Genomic DNA, 17,331 nt, shown 5'->3' with positions numbered 1-17,331 from the left:
TGTGATCGACGGCCTGCTCAAAACGCGGCCAGCCTAGCCATTATTCTACGGATGTAAACGTTTGCTTACGCGAAATTGTTTCGCCGTCGGCCACGTCCCTCTCAGGTTTCGGCAACAATTGCGGGCTTCATGAGATAATGACCCACACCCCAGACGTTACCGTCCTCGTGACCAAACAGCCCGGCCGTTGCGAGAAAAAACAGACGCCAGCGGCGTTCCCATAACCGCGCGTCAGCGCCATAAACCCGCTGCAGGATCGGCCTTATGTGGCCGATTTCCCGATCGAAATTCTCAAGCCAGGCGAGAGCGGTGCGCCGATAATGCGATCCCGGCCAGTTCCATTCCCTTTCGACGGTAAGAACCTCGCTGAAACGATGGGGAAGATCAAAAGCGGGCATGATGCCGCCGGTGAAAAAATGCCGGGCAATCCAGTCGGCGGGGTTGTTGTGGTCGAAACGATAGGATCGGCTGCGGTGGTTGAAGACATGGAGGAAAAACTTGCCATCTGGTTTCAGCCAGGCACGAACGCGTTCGAAGAGCACCTGCCAATTCGACATATGTTCGAACATTTCGACCGATACGACGCGATCAAAGTGATCGCCGGTCGCAAAATCGTTCATGTCTGCGGTCACCACGGAAAGATTGGACAGCCCGCGCTCACGCGCGCGGCCGAGGATGGATTCCCGTTGCGATGCGGAATTGGAGACCGACGTGATCCGCGCATTGGGAAAACGCGCTGCCATATAAAGCGACAGCGAACCCCAACCGCAGCCGAGTTCGAGAATGTCCATGCCGTCCTCCAACTCGGCATGGTCTACCGTCTCGGCGAGAGCAGCTGTCTCCGCTTCATCGAGACTTGTCTGGTTATGGGGATAATAGCAGCAGGAATATTTCCGCTGGGCTCCGAGAACCAGTGCGAAAAATTCAGCGGGGACTTCATAGTGTTGCCTGTTCGCCTCGTGGGTATGGCTGGCGACGGGGAATTTCGCCATATCCGCCGCAAAAGCCGCCTCGGCATCCGGCGGTATTTTTGCGAGCCGCCGTTTCGTTCTTGCGCAGAGCATATCTATTCCGGCGAGTGTAACGCTGTCGTTGAGCGCCGCGCGTTCTGCGGCATTGATGGCAAAGGCGAGCATATTCATGGCGTTTCCTCGTTTTTGCGCGGCCCCGGAAAGAAGGCGTTGACGCGGCGTTGCAGGGCACGGAATTTTTCTCCGCGCGATTTCAGCATGTGCTCTTCAAGCGGCGGAATGCCGGAGACATGGACGAGCAGCCAGTACATCATGACGGGCGCGGCAAGCGACGCCCAGGACAAGCCGTGCGCCTGAAGGGCCAGCAGCGGCAAGCTGCACCAGAAAAGCCATTCGAAGAAATAATTGGGATGGCGTGAATAACGCCAGAGACCGGTTTCACATATACCGGTTTTCGCTTCGGGGGTTTTCCTGAATTTCGACAGCTGGGCGTCCGAGAGCGCTTCACCTGCCAGTGCAACAAGCGCAACCATGGTGGCGAGAAGATCTATCGTGCGCGGGAAAATCCGGTCGTTGCTGGCGGCTAGATAAACAGCCAAAACAAGCACGAAGGCGGCAACCGCCTGTATTTGCAGGAAGAAGAAAAGCCGCCGGGGACCGGTTTCGCCCCATTGCTCCATGAGTTTTCCATAACGCGGATCTTCCCCGCCACCCCGCGTGCGCAGGCCTATGTGTCCAGCAAGCCGCAGGGACCATACGACAACGAGACAGAATACGATACTGCGCCGCCCGCCATCGCCCTCCGCCAGCAACACAGCCAAGATGCCGCCGAGCCCGACGCTTGCCGACCAGACGGTGTCGATCCAGCCGCTCGAGCCGGTCGCTCTTTGTAATGCCCAGGCTCCTGCCATCAGCAGCGACATCAGAATGGCAAGCGTCAGAATCACGGAAAACATCACTACTTCGCTCACCACTTTCAATCGATCGAGGCCTGGTTTCGTGATGGCAAATACGGCCTAACCAGCAAAAGAGTTTCAGGGTTCGAAAAAAATTCGAAAAACCACCTACCGCTGAAACTTATCAGACGGCTGCCTCGTATCTGCGCTGTCCAAAGACAATTTCTACAATGCGATAGCGAGGATCGATGACCGACACCGAAACAATGCGACGAGACAACCGGCGCCGCATCGCGATAGTGGGAACGGGAATTTCCGGTCTGTCAGCAGCCTGGCTCTTGTCGCAAAGGCACGATGTCACGGTCTTCGAGGCGGCAGACCGCGTCGGAGGCCACAGCAACACGGTGACATTCGATACGAAGAATGGCCCGATGCATGTCGATACGGGTTTCATTGTCTATAACGACTGGACATACCCCAATCTGACCGCGCTTTTTCGAAAGCTGAACGTGCCGACCGCAGCCTCGAACATGTCGTTCGCTGTTTCCCTTGATAATGGCGGCTTTGAATATTCCGGCGGAAACGGGTTTGGCCTGCTCGCACAGAAGAGAAATGCTCTAAAACCCCGCTTCTGGTCGATGCTTGCGGACCTCCTGCGATTTTATCGCAACGCCCCGCGTGACCTGCACTCGATGGCTGACATGTCCCTCGACGATTATCTGACGCGTAATCGCTATGGCGCAGCGTTCCGCGACGATCATCTCTACCCGATGGCTGCGGCCATATGGTCCACACCGGCCATGGAAGTAGGCCGTTATCCGGCAGCGCATTTCATCAAGTTCTGCCGCAATCACGGTTTGCTGTTGCTGCGCAACCGGCCGGTCTGGCGCACCGTCGTTGGGGGCTCGCGCGAATATGTAAAACGCCTCACGGCACCGTTTGCAGACAGAATTCGCCTGTCAACGCCAGTGACGCGTATTCGCCGCCTGCCGCACGGCGTCGAAATTACAACTGCGCAGGGTGAGATTGCCGGCTTCGATGACGTGGTCATCGCGACGCATGCGGATCAGGCGCTGGACTTGCTGGCGGATGCGACACGTGTCGAAAAGCGCATTCTCGGTGCCTTTGGTTATACGCGAAACCGGGCCGTGCTTCACACTGACAACACCTTCATGCCGCGCCGCCGCGCGGCTTGGTCAAGCTGGAATTATGTGGCCGACACGCGCACCGAAGCGGGCCAGCCCAGCATCACATACTGGATGAACCGGCTCCAGCCGCTCGGCGAAGCCGAGGATATTTTCGTGACCTTGAACCCGGTGCGGGAACCGCATCAAGGAAAGATCATCGCCGAAGAGACCTATCACCACCCCGTCTTTGACGCCGGAACCGAACAGATGCGCCAGGAACTATGGGCCTTGCAGGGCTTGCGAAACACCTGGTTCTGCGGCGCCTATTTCGGTTCCGGTTTTCATGAAGACGGCCTCCAGGCTGGGCTTGCCGTCGCTGAAGATCTCGGTGGCCTGTCCCGCCCATGGAAGGTGGCGGACGACAGCGGCCGGATCATCCGCCTCGATTTAGAGACGATTGCCACGGACACGCGATCCATGGAGGCGACGGCATGAAGCCTCCCCTCGTCTCTGCGCTTTTCCCTGGCCATGTCACCCACGCCCGGTTCAAGCCGAAAACCCACAAACTGGACTATCGAATCTATTCGCTATTTCTCGATCTCGATGAGTTGGAGACGCTGGACCGGAAATTGCGGTTTTTCTCGGTGGACCGGTTCAACCTGTTTTCATTTCATCGCAGGGACCGAGGCAACGGCAGCGGGCTTGGGCTGCGCCAGCAAATAGATGCCGCAATGACGGCGGCAGGCATGACAGCGGATGGAGGGCCGGTGCGCCTGCTTACCATGCCGCGTTTGCTTGGCTGGGCCTTTAATCCGCTCAGCGTGTTCTTCTGCCATGGCCGCGACATGGAACTCAAAGCCATCCTCTGGGAAGTGGACAACACTTTCGGCCAACGGCATTCCTATCTGATCCCCGTAGAGGCCGGCATGGGCGCGGAGATCGTACAGCGCTGTGACAAGGCTTTTTATGTCTCGCCCTTCATGGACATGAACCTTCACTATGTTTTCCGCGTCATCCCGCCTGGGGAGAGACTGAAGATCGTCATTGAAACATTCGACGAAGATGGCGCCGTCCTGACCGCCAGGCATCTTGCCCGAAGGGTCGAACTGACCGATCGAGCCTTGCTGAGAGCCTTTGTCACCATTCCTTTCCTGACCCTGAAAGTCGTTCTCGGCATTCACTGGGAAGCGCTGAAAATCTGGCTGAAGGGGGTGGGACTGAGAAAGCGCCCGCCGCCACCCGCACAGCCAATATCCTTCGTTCACCCTTCATCGTCGCAAATCGAGGCCAGAATTCATGACCCCGTTTGACAATCTTTCGGAATTACCGGTGCAGAACACCCGCGTCAGCGGCCGTATGGGCCTCGGCACTTGGCTCATCACCCGGCTGCTGAACAATATTCACCGCGGCCGGCTTCGCATCACCCTCCCCGGCGGCGGAACCATCGAAAAATCGGGGACATCGGAAGGCATCGACGCCATTCTCGTTCTGCATAACTGGCGGGCAATCCGCCGTCTGTTCGTCAATGGTGATATTGGCTTTGCGGAAGGCTTCATTGAGAACGACTGGTCCACACCGGACCTGACCGCGCTTATCCGTTTCGCCGCGCAAAATCGTGATGCTTTCACGAAATCAATGCGCGGCAGCCTGCCCATGCGCCTCATCAACCGGCTTGCGCACGGGCTGAACGCCAATACCAGACGTGGCAGCCGACGCAACATCGAGGCGCATTACGATCTCGGCAACGAGTTTTACCGGCAATGGCTCGATCCCTCGATGCTTTACTCATCGGCGATTTTCGACCTGATGACACCAACCCTCGAGGCAGCGCAGCAGAAGAAACTCGAGCGTATTGCCGAAAAGTTGCAGTTGACCGGCGACAAGGATGTGCTGGAAATCGGCTGCGGCTGGGGCGCGCTCGCCATTCACCTCGCCACGCAGCACAATGCCAACGTGACCGGCATCACCCTGTCGCCCTCTCAGTTGCGCTGGGCGGAAAATGCTGCGGAAAAAGCAGACAAGACTGACCGGATCAAACTGAAGCTGCAGGACTACCGCGACGTCAAAGGTCAATTCGACAACATCGTCTCCGTGGAAATGTTTGAAGCTGTCGGCGAAGCCTATTGGCCAAGCTATTTCGGGACGCTGAAGCGCTGCCTGAAACCCGGCGGTCGGGCGGTGCTGCAAATCATATCTATTGAAGAAAACCGCTTCGATAGGTATCGGCGCAAGGCCGATTTCATTCAGAAATACGTGTTTCCTGGCGGCTTCCTGCCCTCCGATTCAGCTCTGGAAAAAGCCGTGGGGCAAGCCGGCCTCAAACTCACGGAAAAGGAGCTTTTCGGCCAGTCCTATGCGCTCACACTGGCGGAATGGCGCCAGCGTTTCCATGCCCGGTGGCAGACTATTTCCCTGCTCGGCTTCGACGAGCGCTTTCGGCGGATGTGGGAGTATTACCTCTGCTATTGCGAAGCAGGTTTTGCCGAGGGAACCATTAATGTCGGGCTGTACACAATAGAACACGGATGAGGCGGGACAAAAAAACGGAGAACCACGATGAAGATTCTTGGATTGGCTATTGCATCCGCCCTGTCTCCGTTGCTGGTAGGGACAAGTGCGACCGCAGCCGATATCAACGGCAACTGGGCGCGGGGCGACGGCAAGGCGAAAGTGCTGATCGCTCCCTGCGGCGAGAAAATATGTGCGACAAACACATGGATCAAACCCGGCACCCAGAAAGAAAAGACCGGCGACCGCCTGATCATGGACATAAGGCCGGGCGAGACGGGCAATTACACCGGCACGGCCTTCGACCCGCAGCGGGATAAATCCTACAAGATAACGGTGACGGTGGCAGGCAACAACATGACTACGAAAGGCTGCATCATCGCCGGTCTGCTGTGCAAGGGCATAAGCTGGACCAGGATCGACTAGCCACGTCCCAGATCCTCCCCCTCTTGTCAACCAGACTAAAAAGTCGCCTGATCAATGGCAAAGGAAAAAATCGATGAAGACATATCTTGCCGCCTATTTCTTCACCCTGGTTGCCTTTCTGGTGATCGATTTCATCTGGTTGAGCACCATGGCGTCACGACTTTATCGACCGGCCATCGGCGATCTTCTGGCGGAAAATTTCCGTCTCGCTCCGGCGATCATCTTTTATCTCATCTACGCCGCCGGCCTTACTTTTCTCGCCGTGCGTCCGGCACTTATTTCGGGACAATGGAGCACGGCGCTGCTTTACGGCGCTGCCGTGGGCTTCATGGCTTATGCCACATATGATCTGACCAATCAGGCGACGCTGAAAAGCTGGTCGACGACCCTGACAGTTGCCGATCTGCTGTGGGGCACCTTCGTCTCCGCGGCAGCGGCCGTCATCGGCTTTCTTGTCACGGTACGCATCATTGGCCCGTTGGAAAACTCGGCAGGCTGGCCATGATGACCGTCGCCTCCTGCAGCCTGCGCCCGATGATCACAGGGCGTGTCCGGAACGAACTTCCCAAGCATCTCTTGTCTTCCTTCGAAAGACGATCCTATAAAGGAAGAATAGCAAGGAAGGTTCGAATGCAGGGCACAGAGATCGCAAGCCTTATCCACCGCGTCGGCATGGGTGATCGTTCAGCATTCGTCTCGCTTTACCGGGCAACAAGCCCGAAGCTTTTTGCGATCTGCCTGAAAATCCTGCGGGACAGAACGGACGCCGAGGAGGCGCTGCAGGAAATTTATATCAAGGTGTGGCAGCGCGCCCGCACATTTGCCGCCAGTGCCGGCAAACCGGCGACATGGCTCGCCACCATCGCGCGCAACCACGCCATAGACACGATTCGCGCCCGCAGACCTGCTGGCGATGACATTGACGAGGTATATGACCTCGTCGACGAAAGCGTTCGCGATCCTGAACAGCATGTTGTTCTGGCGGATGAAGGCCGCAGGATCGACGACTGCATGCGGGAACTTGAAACTGTGCACGCACAGGCAATACGCCGGGCCTATGTCGAGGGTCTGAGCTATCTCGAACTCGCCGACGAATTACGGGTGCCACTGAATACGGTTAGAACCTGGCTGCGGCGCAGTCTTATCAAACTCAGAGAGTGCATGCAGCGATGACGACGGGCGACCACAGCGGCGGAATGCACTCGCGCGATGAAATACTCGCAGGCGAATATGTGCTTGGTGTCCTGCCGCTTGAAAAGCGCCGCGAAGTGGAACAGCGTATCCAGGAGGACAGGGTCTTCGCGCAACTGGTGCAGCGCTGGGAGACCGAGTTTTCAGACTTTAACGCCGATTACCAGGAAGAGACGCCCAGCGCCGCTATTCTTGCCCGTATTCAAGAGCGTCTGTTCGGCAGCAGAGCGGTCAACACGAATGGCACCTTGTGGAACTCCGCATCTTTCTGGCGCTGGATATCTGTGGCCACCAGCGCAACCGCCGTGGCTGCCGTCGTTTATGCCGCGTTCCCGGAACAACGGGACGGCACAAGCCCGCTTGTGGCCGAGCTTGCGACAACCGACAGCCAGGTCAATCTCCTCGCGTCCTACGACGCGGAATCGGGCCGAATGCGTATCGTTCCCGTGGCGACCGGAAAGACGGACGAAAAGTCACTGGAACTGTGGCTCGTCATGGACAGCGGCAAGACCCGCTCGCTCGGCGTTTTCCAGCCCGGCACGAATGGCGACCTCGTCATTCCCGCCGACATGCGTGGCAATATAAAGGAAGGTACGACTTTCGCGATCAGTGTCGAACCATTCGGTGGTTCACCGACCGGTCAGGCAACCGGTCCGGTCATTGCTGTCGGCACCGCCCGGTGGGGTTGATGCCCCGCTGGGCCGTCTCCAGCCATGGTATTGTCATGCTGCCGCTGGAAAAGAAAGACGCAATTCCGTGTCCAGCATGGTGCAGAACCCAGGACTGGCAAGGGTGATCCGCCGTATCTGAAGCGGAACGCCGCGCTGCTGCGGCCGATCTCAATTTTACCGCCACCGCCATCCGTCTTTTCGCAACGTGCTGCAGCCCAACACGTAACCCACACCCGCGGCCAGGCAAAGTGAAGCCCAAGGACTTCTGCCGATCGCGCTACGTGCGGCACGGCGATTGATCCGGGCAACCGCATTTACAGACACCAAAGCCCGTGAAGCGGTTTCGCCAGCACGGACTTTCAAACTGTCGATCTCGGCGCGCAGTGCGTTTATCTCATCGCTCAATTGCGCTGCAAGGCTGTCATCGCGTTCCGCTACCTCTGCAAGCGCCGCGTCAACGAGGGGAGCGTCGGAGATTTGCGGCTGGACACCCGCGGGGTTCGGCTGTCCGTTGCCCTCTGATGCCGCGGGAACAGAACTGCCATGTTGTTGAAAGGTATTTTGGTTCATCGAAGCCTCCTTGATCAGCATCTAACCCGCGCCTCTCTCGGATGTTCCAGGACGAATGATTGCTTTGCGTCGCGTAAAGCCCTGGCCGGTGGGTCTTGCGAACACTTGCTTCAGCTATCGCACAACACCGGGACCGCGCCTCCTCAGACGCCGCCAACAAATGGGTCTAACTGTCGAAGGTTCTTTAGAGGCCGGCGACGCGAGACAAGACACATCGCAGACAGGGAATCGGTCTTGAATCCGGATTTGCCAGCGACGGCGATCGGGGGTGAAACTTTTTTGAGCGCGACGAGTTTGGTTCACGAGCAATGAAGCTCGCATTTCCCACAGCATGCAGTCATCCGCCATGCGGAGAATCTGCCCCCTTTCGGAGGAGATACCGTGAACTCTATCATTTACCTAGTCGGGCTGGTCGTGGTCGTCCTGTTCATTCTCTCACTGTTGGGGTTACGCTAATGGTTGATCCAATCGTTACTGACGCCAATCGGAGCTACGTCGACTGGCCTGCCATTTTTGCCGGTGCGTTTATTGCCTCCGGGGCAATGGCGGTTCTCACCGCGTTTGCCAGCGGATTGGGACTGAGTTCAATCTCGGCGGACAATGGCGGTGAGATCAGTTCAGTCTGGCTGATCATAACCGGCCTCTTCGTCGTCGTTTCTATGGTCGGCTCTTACATGCTGGGCGGTTACATCACCGGCCGGATGCGCAGACCCGCAGGGCAGGCGGACCGAAACGAATTGACCGTTCGTGACGGCCTGAATGGGCTGGTGGTTTGGGGGATTGGAACGGTCGTCTCGGCATTCCTGGCCCTGGGCGTTCTTTCAGGTGGTGCAAGAGCTGTTGGAAGCGCCGCCCAGACAGCAATTGAGGCAACCGGAACGGCGGTTGGTGGAGCGGCGCAAGGCGTCGGACAGGTCGCCGGGGGAATCGTTTCAGGAGCCGGCAGTGCCGCTGGCGGTATCGCGCAAGGGGCCGGGCAGGCAGCAGCGCCCAGCATCGAGCAGATGCTTCCGCAGGGCCTCAGGGCCAATCCGCTCGATTATTTTACCGATACGCTGTTGCGAACGGATGGACAGGCAGCGTCGCCGCAGGCCGATCAAACCGTCGGTGACTACCAGCGGCAAATAAGCGGCATCCTGGGAAATCTGCTGTCGACAGGCGAAATTTCCGACGCTGACAGAAACTGGCTCACGACACAGATTGCTACGCGTACCGGCATCAGCCAGACCGATGCCCAGAACAGGGTCAATCAGACGGTGGAGCGGGTGCAGGCCGTACGGACGGAAGCGCAGCAAAAAGTCGATGAGGCCCAAAAGCGCGTCGACGAAATGAAGGCGCAGGCAGAGAAAGCGCTGGAGGATGCCAAGAGGCAGGCGGCTGACGTTGCGGAGAAAGCACGAATCACCGGCATTCTGACCGCATTTTTATTGGCGGCTTCAGCAATCGTGTCCTCTGCAGCAGCTTACATCGGCGCTGTTCACGGTGGTCGACATAGGGATGAAGGAAGAATCTGGGGCGGACTCGCCTACAGGAGATAGCCCTTCATATCTGCAGAGGAGTCCCGCCCGTCTCGGGCGGGGCCCCGATCATAAGCCAATACGCGCTCTTCGGCCTCATTACGCCGCGCCATCATCATCCTTCGACATTTCCGCCTCAATGACGCAGATCACACCGCTCTTCTCATAGACGAATTTCGTCTCGCCTTTCAATTCGGCGGACAGAAGCCGCTCGATGAGGGTCGAACCGAAACCCCTGCGCCGGGGCGGAGCAACCTCCGGCCCCCCTCGCTCCTCCCACACAATCCGCAGGCGGTTGTCTGCAAGAGGCTCGAATTGCCACGAGATGGATACCTGGCCGCCAGGCGCGGACAGTGCACCGTATTTTGCCGCGTTGGTCGCCAGTTCGTGGAGAGCAAGGGAAAGTGACACGACCGCTCTCGGGGGCAAGGGAACGCTAGGCCCGCCAATCTGAAAGGCGTCGACGGGATAAGGTGACAAGGCCTGCTGCATGACGGCCTTGAGATCTGCGTGCTGCCAGTCGGCGTGCACCAGCAGGTCCTGCGCTCTGCTCAGCGACGCCAATCTGCTGGTGAAGGCTTCCACCTCCTCGTGGTTTGCCTTGTCGCGACCAAGCGTTTGTCTCGCAATTGCCGTCACAGTCGCAAGGACGTTCTTGACGCGATGATGGAGTTCATTGACGAGAATGGATTTCAGCCGCTCTGCATCCTTGCGGGCGGTGATGTCGTGCGCCGTCTTGGAGGCGCCTATAACACGTCCGTTGGCGTCGCGGATCGGCGACACGCTGAGAAGCACCTCGACAAGCCGCCCGTCCTTTCGACGACGCTGCGTCTCGTAGGGTTCAACGAAACGGCCTGCCCTGACCTCCGTGAGGATCCTCGGCTCCTCTTCCTGCCTCCCATCCGGCACCAACATCAGCACCGACCGGCCGACGACTTCATCCTGCGAATAACCATAGAGCTTTTCCGCAGCTGCGTTCCAGCTGGTGATCTTCATATCGAGATCGATGCCCATAATCGCGTCATTGGAAGAGGCGATCATCGACGCGAGGTGTTTCTCGATCTCCTGCGCGTGTCGTCTCTCGCCGATATCGACCGAAATGGCGACAGCTTGCAACATGTTTCCCCCGTCATCGCGGATTGCGGAGACCGAGTTCGCGACCCACACCAGACTTCCGTCACCACGGACGTAGCGCTTTTCTATCTCGAAGCTTTCACCGGTCTGAACCATGTGCTGGAACAGGCGCTGGTTTTCGGGAAGATCGTCGGCAAACGTAATCTCCTGCATGCGGATGCCGATCAGCTCGTCCCTCGGCCGACCGACGATCCGACAGAAATGATCGTTCACGCTGAGGAGTTTTCCGGTCAGATCGCCGAGGGCTATGCCAGCGGCCGACTGCGCGAAGATGGCCCTTAGACGCTCCTCGCTCTCTCGCAAAGCCGCATCCGCCTTCACCCGCTCGGTCGTTTCGTTGACGATGCAGGACACACCACGCACGGTGCCATCCTCATCCGCGACCGGAGAATACGAAATGTCGAAGTACACCGTTTCGGGGTAACCGTGTCTTTCGATATAAAATGGCCTGTCTTTTGCGGCGACCGTTTCTCCCTTCGCGAGGACGCGCTGCAGCAGCGGCTCAAGGTCGTCCCAGAGTTCGTTCCAGTATTCTCGGGCGGGTCTGCCGAATGCGTGTGGGTGCTTATTGCCTATGGTTGGCGCGTAGGCGTCGTTGTAGAATGCGACAAACTCCGGTCCCCAGAACATCACGATCTGCGCCTGTGAGGGAAGCATGATGCCGATGGCGGCATGCAGACAGGCAGGCCATTCCGATTTCGGGCCAAGTGGCCCTGATGCCCAGTCCACTGTGTCGAGGAGGCTGGATACGGGAACTGCGAGCGTGTTAACCTTGTCCAGGACGACGATCTCCACCTGAGGATTTATAGAAGCAGCCTATAGAACTTTCGGGTGCGAGCAAAGTGTCTGTCACGGTTGCGGCATGTTTCCTGTGTCCGACCGTCGATATCAGCCGAAAGTCATCATGGCCGATCGTATCTCAATCAAAGCCCCATATATCTCAATCCGAGCGGCCCACCCCCGATCACCTCCGCCTGGCTCTTGCAGTCCAGAGTCCTTTTTGGTGTGTCACTGGACCGTCTCGCTGCACTGCATGAACACACGCATGAAGGAGCGAGATGAAACTGCTTGCAAGCTATTTGGCCCGGCTTAAGAACGATACGCGTCACGTCAGCGATAACCGCGCTGCCTTTTAAATAAACCTCCGTGCGGCACCGGAGTGCTGCCAAACCGTATTATGATTGGCTACTTCGCCCCGAACCGCGGACGATACCTGCCGGGCCCCGTCACGAAATACAAAAACAGGGCCCCAACGATAGCCAGATTCTTGAAGAATTGCCCCTGCTGGGCAGAGCGCGCCTCTTCCGGGAAAGACGAGAACGCATGGCTGAGCAAGGTGGCGACATAGGTAAAAGCCAGCAGTATCGCACCTGTTTCCCGGGCCCTTACCCCGAATATCAAGGCAGCGGCACCGAGGATTTCTACCAAAATCACAAGATATACGACGAGGCCGGAAAAAGGCACGCCCTTTGCGGCCAAAGAACCCGCAAAGCCGAAAATTTCGAAGAGCTTGCCGACACCGGCCTGCAGCGCGCTGATCGAAAGGCGCCCAAGAAGAATTATCGCATCATTTATCTTTGCAGTCATTGGAAGTTGCTGTTGAATCTTGCTTCGGCACTCTCGGCAGATTTATCATCGCGCCGCGCCTGTGGGCGCTACGAAGCGGCATGATCCATGCCGCCTTCCCTTCACGGCGCGGGCTGCTGCCATCCGTACGCGCGCTTCTGGACTTTCTGGCGGATGAATATACAAGACTTTCGGCTTTCGAGAGAAAGCAAATTTTACCGTGAACCCCGCACAGGTGACCGTTGAACGCGCACGCTGGTTTCTGCGCACGTTGCGTAGTCAACGGTCAAACGGCCCCAATCCAGTATCAGTTTCTCCCGATCCTCACCTTTAGGCTGCTGCCTGGACGCCGCTTGCAGCTATCGATCAAGTTCCGCCGACCGAATGGAATGGCGTTGTTGTCGCCCGCGCCAACCATACGCAAGATAAGGAATCGTGCACCGAACCGGCAGCCACGTGCCGCTACGTATCAGGCCCTTGCGATTTGCCATACAGCGATCGCAGCTATTGCAGCCGGTATTGTGACGACAATCACGAAGATGGGCAGTTCCAGCATCACCGTGTAACCCGCTTTGGTCACGCCCACCCACAGGTTGACCAGCGCCATCGCAAGCCAGAGGGGAATGAAAGCTTTCGCGGCGACAGCCCCACTTGCCGAATCCTCGCCCCACAGCCAACCGAACAGGCAGAATACACCGAACAGGGCAATGCCGCCCAGAATCACCAACATCATATGCATGATGCCAACCTTTCATGCCTCGCAGGCGAGAAAGGGCGCTGAAGCCCGTTCCCCCGGTCGTTACTTGGTCGTATAGCCGCCGTTGACGAGAATGGTTTGGCCCGTCATCCACCAACCATCCGAGACCATAAAACGGATGTAGGGGACGATGTCCTCGATGTCGGTAAGTCCCGTCTTGGAGAAACCGGAGAGCGCCGCCGCGGTCTTGTGGTAGGCGACGGCATCCGCTCCCTCGGCGGGATAGAAAAACGGGGTGTCCATCGGGCCGGGCCCGATCGCCGTGACCGAGATGCCGCGCTGACCGAACTCCTTCGAGGCTGCGCGGGTGAAATGCTCGACCGGCGCCTTGGTGCCGGCATAGCTCGCATAGAAAGGTGTGAACGCGCCGAGCAATGAGGTCACCAGCGTTACCAGCTTGCCATTGTCATTAAGGTGCCTACCGGCTTCCTTGATGAAGAAGAATGCGGTTTTCGCGTTGACGGCACTCATTTCATCATATTCGGCTTCAGATATCTCCAGGATTGGCTTCTTAAGGACCTTACCCACCGTGTTGATTGCAATGTCAGGGCGGCCGATGGCAGCGACAGCCTCGCCGAACAGCTTTTCGACGGCGCCCGCCGTTGTCAGGTCGGCTTGCAATGCCACTGCCTCGGCACCGGCCGCCTTGACTGCGGCCACTGTTGCATCCGCCTCCCGTTTGGTGGCAGCGCTGTTATAATGGATCGCGATTGCTTTTGCGCCGTGTGAGGCGAGATCGCGTGCTATCAGCCCGCCCAAATTCTTGGCGCCCCCGGCGATGATGACGGTTTTACCCTTGATGCTGTGATCGGTCATGGATGGCCTCCTTTTGCAGATGGGCAGCCGCATCTGCGCCCGCCGTCGCCAGAGTATCGTCTGGATTTTCGTGATAAAGTCATCCATTCTGGTTTCACTTGTTTGAAACCCCGCACAATCTGAGGCTCTTGTGGATCGCATCGACCTCTTTCGTGTGTTCGCCCGCGTTGTGGAGTGCTCAAGCTTTACACGTGCAGCAGACACACTCGGCCTGCCACGGTCTACGGTTTCGGCTGCCGTTCTGGAACTGGAGGCGCGCGTCGGCGCCCGCCTGCTGCACCGGACCACCCGCAAGGTTTCAGCAACGCAAGATGGGTTGGCTTTTTACGAGAGGTGCGAGCGCATTGTCTCGGATGTCGAGGACACCGAGAACATCTTCCGACAAACCATCTCACGGCCATCGGGCAGGCTGAGGATCGACGTTCCGGGCCGGATCGGCCGGTTGATAATCGCGCCCGCCTTGCCGGATTTCCTTCATCGATTCCCTTTGATCGATATCGAGCTGGGGGTTACCGACCGCGCAGTCAATCTCATTGAAGAGAGTGTGGATTGCGTTTTGCGGGTCGGTGCATTGACCGACTCCGGTCTGATCGCGCGACAGATAGGCAGGCTGCCACTCATCAACGTCGGCAGCCCAGCCTATTTTGCCGCGCATGGCACACCTTTCGCCCCGGACGATCTGTCGCAACATTGGGCAATTAACTACGCATCTCCTTCCACGGGGAGAATTGAAAGCTGGGAATGGCTGGAAAACGACACCGTTCGCTCGATGTCTATGCGTGCCCGCGTGACGGTCAACAGTGCAGAGCCCTATATTGCATGTTGTCTGGCAGGAATGGGTCTTATTCAGATACCTGCCTACGACGTCCGAGATCACTTGCAAAACGGCGCCCTGATCGAGGTGATGCCGGATTACAGGGCCCAATCCCTGCCCATGGCGCTGCTCTATCCACACAGGCAGCACCTCTCCCATCGTTTGCAGGTCTTCATAGACTGGTTGGAGGCACTGCTTAAGCGGGAGCTCCTGAGCGACGCCATTCTTCTTGAGGATTGACCTGGGGCCGAGACCAAAATGAGATTGTCCGGCAGCGGACCGATCACGCAAGACAACTGACACCCAGGCAAATCACCACCGCGATAATGCTGGCGGCGAAGGCTCCATGACGCGCCCTCAACGCATGTGTCACCTTCCGGCATGATGGACACAGGCCGAAACAGTCATCATAGTGCAGCAATATAGCGACGCCACCGTCCGTCAGTGAATGGCGTCACGGGCAGAGACCGACTCTTTCCGAGAGCGAAGAGAAAGTTCGGGCAACCATCCCTGCCTCGGCCATTATGGGATTCACTGGCCTGCCGGCTCAGCTGGATGCTCTTCTCATGTTAACGCGGTGCGCCGCGCTGGAGGACAAGGCGAATGAAAACGAGATTTCTCGGTGGAACTGTCGTCGCTTTGGTGCTCTCCACCGCAATTGCCTCCGCTCAGCAGGCCTCTGACACTGTCGCGCCCGAAAAAGCGACGGGAGCTGCAACTGCCAGACGTGTCGAGTCAAAGAGCTTCATGGTCGCCGCGGCCAATCCGCTCGCGGCTGAGGCGGGACGCGAGGTGATCGCAGCGGGCGGAAACGCCATAGATGCGATGGTGGCGGTGCAGACCGTGCTGGGCCTTGTCGAACCGCAGAGTTCCGGTCTCGGCGGCGGTGCCTTCCTGGTTTATTACCATGCAAAAAGCGGCAAGTTGACGACGTTGGACGGCCGCGAGACGGCGCCCCGGGAAGCTACGCCGAAGCTCTTCCTGGATGATAAAGGTCAGCCGCTTAAATTCCTGGACGCAGTCATTGGCGGCCGTTCCGTTGGCACGCCGGGAACGGTGCGACTTCTGGAGGAAGCCCATAAACGGTATGGAGAAGCGGAATGGGCGAGCCTTCTGAAGCCTGCCGAAAAGCTGGCGACCGAGGGGTTCAAAGTATCACCGCGTCTTGCCTCCCTCATCGCTTCGGAGGGCGACCGGCTGAAGAAATATGCAGAAGCCCGGTCATATTTCTTCGACGCCTCAGGGGCCGCCCTGCAAACCGGTGCAGTGTTGAAGAACCCGGCCTATGCCGAAACGCTTGCCGTGCTTGCCAAAGGCGGTGCCGACGCATTTTACAAGGGGACAATCGCCGAGTCGATCGTCAAGACCGTGCGCGAAGCCGCCGACAATCCGGGCGTCTTGTCGCTGACCGACCTGTCCAGCTATCGTGTGATCGAGCGCGCACCGGTCTGCTTCAATTATCGCGCTCTTGATGTGTGCGGGATGGGACCGCCGTCTTCGGGTGCCGTCGCCATCGGTCAAATACTCGGCCTGTCGGAGAATTTCGACCTGAAGAGCCTGGGGCCGAAGAATGTCGAAAGCTGGCGCATTATCGGCGATGCGCAACGCCTCGCCTTTGCCGACCGCGAGCGTTATGTCGCTGACGCCGATTTCGTAACCCTGCCGATCACGGGCCTGCTGGACAAGAGCTACCTAAGCGAAAGGGCAAAGCTGCTCGATGGCGACAAGGCGTTGGCCAAGGATGCCGTCAAGGCCGGCGAGCCTGAATGGGACCACGCGCTCCTTTTGGGCCGGGATGCCGCGCTCGAGTTACCCTCTACGAGCCATTTTGTCATTGCCGACAAGGACGGCAATGTGGTCTCTATGACGACGACAATCGAAAACGGCTTCGGCTCGCGTCTGATGACGAATGGTTTCCTGCTCAATAACGAGTTGACAGACTTCTCGTTCAAGACTCACGACGGCGGCCTGCCGGTCGCCAACCGCGTTGAGCCCAGTAAACGGCCGCGCTCGTCGATGGCCCCGACTATCGTGATGAAGGATGGAAGACCCCTGCTCGCCATTGGTTCACCCGGCGGCAGCCAGATCATCGGCTATGTGGCACAGGCGCTGATCGCCTACATTGACTGGGGCATGCCCGTTGAGGCGATCGTCGCCCAGCCACATCTCATCAACCGGTTTGGCACATACGATATCGAGGCCGGCACCAGCGCAGAAGATCTGGTGGGATCGCTCAAGGCGCTGGGTTACGAGGTAAAACCGGGTGAAATGAATTCCGGTTTGCATGCCATTGAGATGACCCCCAAGGGGTTGGCCGGCAGCGCCGATCCCCGGCGCGAGGGAGCCGTTGTCGGAGAGTGAATGCGT

17 protein-coding genes are annotated in these 17,331 nt (G+C 58.2%); 10 read left to right on the top strand and 7 right to left on the bottom strand.

Features of this window, described 5'->3' with window-relative positions; all coding sequences use genetic code 11:
- Positions 1–101: 101 nt before the first annotated feature.
- Complete coding sequence (locus tag AGR2A_RS20335; protein WP_072493337.1) at positions 102–1,142, bottom strand: SAM-dependent methyltransferase; 1,041 nt, start codon at positions 1,140–1,142, stop codon at positions 102–104.
- Positions 1,139–1,927 carry a DUF1295 domain-containing protein gene (locus AGR2A_RS20330; RefSeq protein ID WP_072493338.1) on the bottom strand — a complete coding sequence of 263 codons (789 nt, stop codon included), beginning with the start codon at positions 1,925–1,927 and terminating at the stop codon, positions 1,139–1,141. The genes AGR2A_RS20335 and AGR2A_RS20330 overlap by 4 nt, the downstream gene beginning before the upstream one ends.
- 188 nt (positions 1,928–2,115) lie before the next feature.
- Between AGR2A_RS20330 and AGR2A_RS20325 the strand changes: the two genes are divergently transcribed.
- The 7 genes from AGR2A_RS20325 (at position 2,116) to AGR2A_RS20295 (ending at position 7,808) form a co-directional block, all read left to right on the top strand.
- Positions 2,116–3,489: an NAD(P)/FAD-dependent oxidoreductase gene (locus AGR2A_RS20325; protein ID WP_006699863.1), complete on the top strand. Its 1,374-nt coding sequence runs from the start codon at positions 2,116–2,118 to the stop codon at positions 3,487–3,489.
- A complete protein-coding gene (locus tag AGR2A_RS20320) occupies positions 3,486–4,304 on the top strand; it encodes a DUF1365 domain-containing protein (protein ID WP_006699862.1) in 819 nt (272 codons plus the stop codon). Before AGR2A_RS20325 ends, AGR2A_RS20320 begins: the two co-directional genes overlap by 4 nt.
- Positions 4,291–5,523 carry an SAM-dependent methyltransferase gene (locus AGR2A_RS20315; RefSeq protein WP_072493339.1) on the top strand — a complete coding sequence of 411 codons (1,233 nt, stop codon included), beginning with the start codon at positions 4,291–4,293 and terminating at the stop codon, positions 5,521–5,523. Before AGR2A_RS20320 ends, AGR2A_RS20315 begins: the two co-directional genes overlap by 14 nt.
- A 27-nt stretch (positions 5,524–5,550) precedes the next feature.
- Positions 5,551–5,928 carry a DUF2147 domain-containing protein gene (locus AGR2A_RS20310; RefSeq protein WP_072493340.1) on the top strand — a complete coding sequence of 126 codons (378 nt, stop codon included), beginning with the start codon at positions 5,551–5,553 and terminating at the stop codon, positions 5,926–5,928.
- Positions 5,929–6,001: 73 nt separating this feature from the next.
- Entirely contained in the window at positions 6,002–6,433 is a 432-nt protein-coding gene (locus AGR2A_RS20305) for a DUF2177 family protein (protein WP_004445929.1), read from the top strand.
- 125 nt (positions 6,434–6,558) lie between these two features.
- Positions 6,559–7,101 carry a sigma-70 family RNA polymerase sigma factor gene (locus AGR2A_RS20300; RefSeq protein WP_072493448.1) on the top strand — a complete coding sequence of 181 codons (543 nt, stop codon included), beginning with the start codon at positions 6,559–6,561 and terminating at the stop codon, positions 7,099–7,101.
- On the top strand, positions 7,098–7,808 hold the full coding sequence (locus AGR2A_RS20295; RefSeq protein WP_072493341.1) for an anti-sigma factor: 711 nt from the start codon (positions 7,098–7,100) through the stop codon (positions 7,806–7,808). The genes AGR2A_RS20300 and AGR2A_RS20295 overlap by 4 nt, the downstream gene beginning before the upstream one ends.
- 156 nt (positions 7,809–7,964) lie before the next feature.
- On the opposite strand, the gene AGR2A_RS20290 is transcribed toward AGR2A_RS20295, so the two are convergent.
- Entirely contained in the window at positions 7,965–8,381 is a 417-nt protein-coding gene (locus AGR2A_RS20290; protein ID WP_072493342.1) for a hypothetical protein, read from the bottom strand.
- A gap of 434 nt (positions 8,382–8,815) precedes the next feature.
- Here AGR2A_RS20290 and AGR2A_RS20285 point away from each other — a divergent pair, with 434 nt between their 5' ends.
- The gene (locus AGR2A_RS20285) at positions 8,816–9,898 is read left to right on the top strand and encodes a hypothetical protein (RefSeq protein ID WP_004445935.1); all 1,083 of its coding nucleotides are present in this window, start codon (positions 8,816–8,818) and stop codon (positions 9,896–9,898) included.
- Between the two features lie 78 nt (positions 9,899–9,976).
- Here the strand turns inward: AGR2A_RS20285 and AGR2A_RS20280 are convergent, their stop codons facing one another.
- The 4 genes from AGR2A_RS20280 to AGR2A_RS20260 all read right to left on the bottom strand — a co-directional run bounded on the left by AGR2A_RS20280 (position 9,977) and on the right by AGR2A_RS20260 (position 14,150).
- Positions 9,977–11,806 (bottom strand): PAS domain-containing sensor histidine kinase, encoded by a 1,830-nt coding sequence (locus tag AGR2A_RS20280; protein ID WP_080823319.1) that lies wholly within the window; start codon positions 11,804–11,806, stop codon positions 9,977–9,979.
- A 390-nt stretch (positions 11,807–12,196) separates the two neighbouring features.
- Positions 12,197–12,598, bottom strand: coding sequence for a DoxX family protein (locus tag AGR2A_RS20275; protein WP_072493343.1), 402 nt, complete (start codon positions 12,596–12,598; stop codon positions 12,197–12,199).
- 448 nt (positions 12,599–13,046) lie between these two features.
- Complete coding sequence (locus tag AGR2A_RS20265; RefSeq protein ID WP_072493344.1) at positions 13,047–13,316, bottom strand: hypothetical protein; 270 nt, start codon at positions 13,314–13,316, stop codon at positions 13,047–13,049.
- A gap of 60 nt (positions 13,317–13,376) precedes the next feature.
- Positions 13,377–14,150, bottom strand: coding sequence for an SDR family oxidoreductase (locus tag AGR2A_RS20260; RefSeq protein WP_072493450.1), 774 nt, complete (start codon positions 14,148–14,150; stop codon positions 13,377–13,379).
- Between the two features lie 130 nt (positions 14,151–14,280).
- On the opposite strand from AGR2A_RS20260, the gene AGR2A_RS20255 reads away from it, so the two are divergent.
- Positions 14,281–15,204, top strand: coding sequence for a LysR family transcriptional regulator (locus tag AGR2A_RS20255; protein WP_072493345.1), 924 nt, complete (start codon positions 14,281–14,283; stop codon positions 15,202–15,204).
- Positions 15,205–15,567: 363 nt separating this feature from the next.
- Complete coding sequence (ggt, locus tag AGR2A_RS20250) at positions 15,568–17,325, top strand: gamma-glutamyltransferase (protein ID WP_072493346.1); 1,758 nt, start codon at positions 15,568–15,570, stop codon at positions 17,323–17,325.
- The last annotated feature ends 6 nt before the right edge of the window (positions 17,326–17,331 follow it).

This window comes from Agrobacterium genomosp. 2 str. CFBP 5494 (genome assembly GCF_900013495.1).
Lineage (GTDB): Bacteria > Pseudomonadota > Alphaproteobacteria > Rhizobiales > Rhizobiaceae > Agrobacterium > Agrobacterium pusense.
Note: the sequence above shows the minus strand (reverse complement) of the source record. Positions and strands in the feature narration are given on the sequence as shown.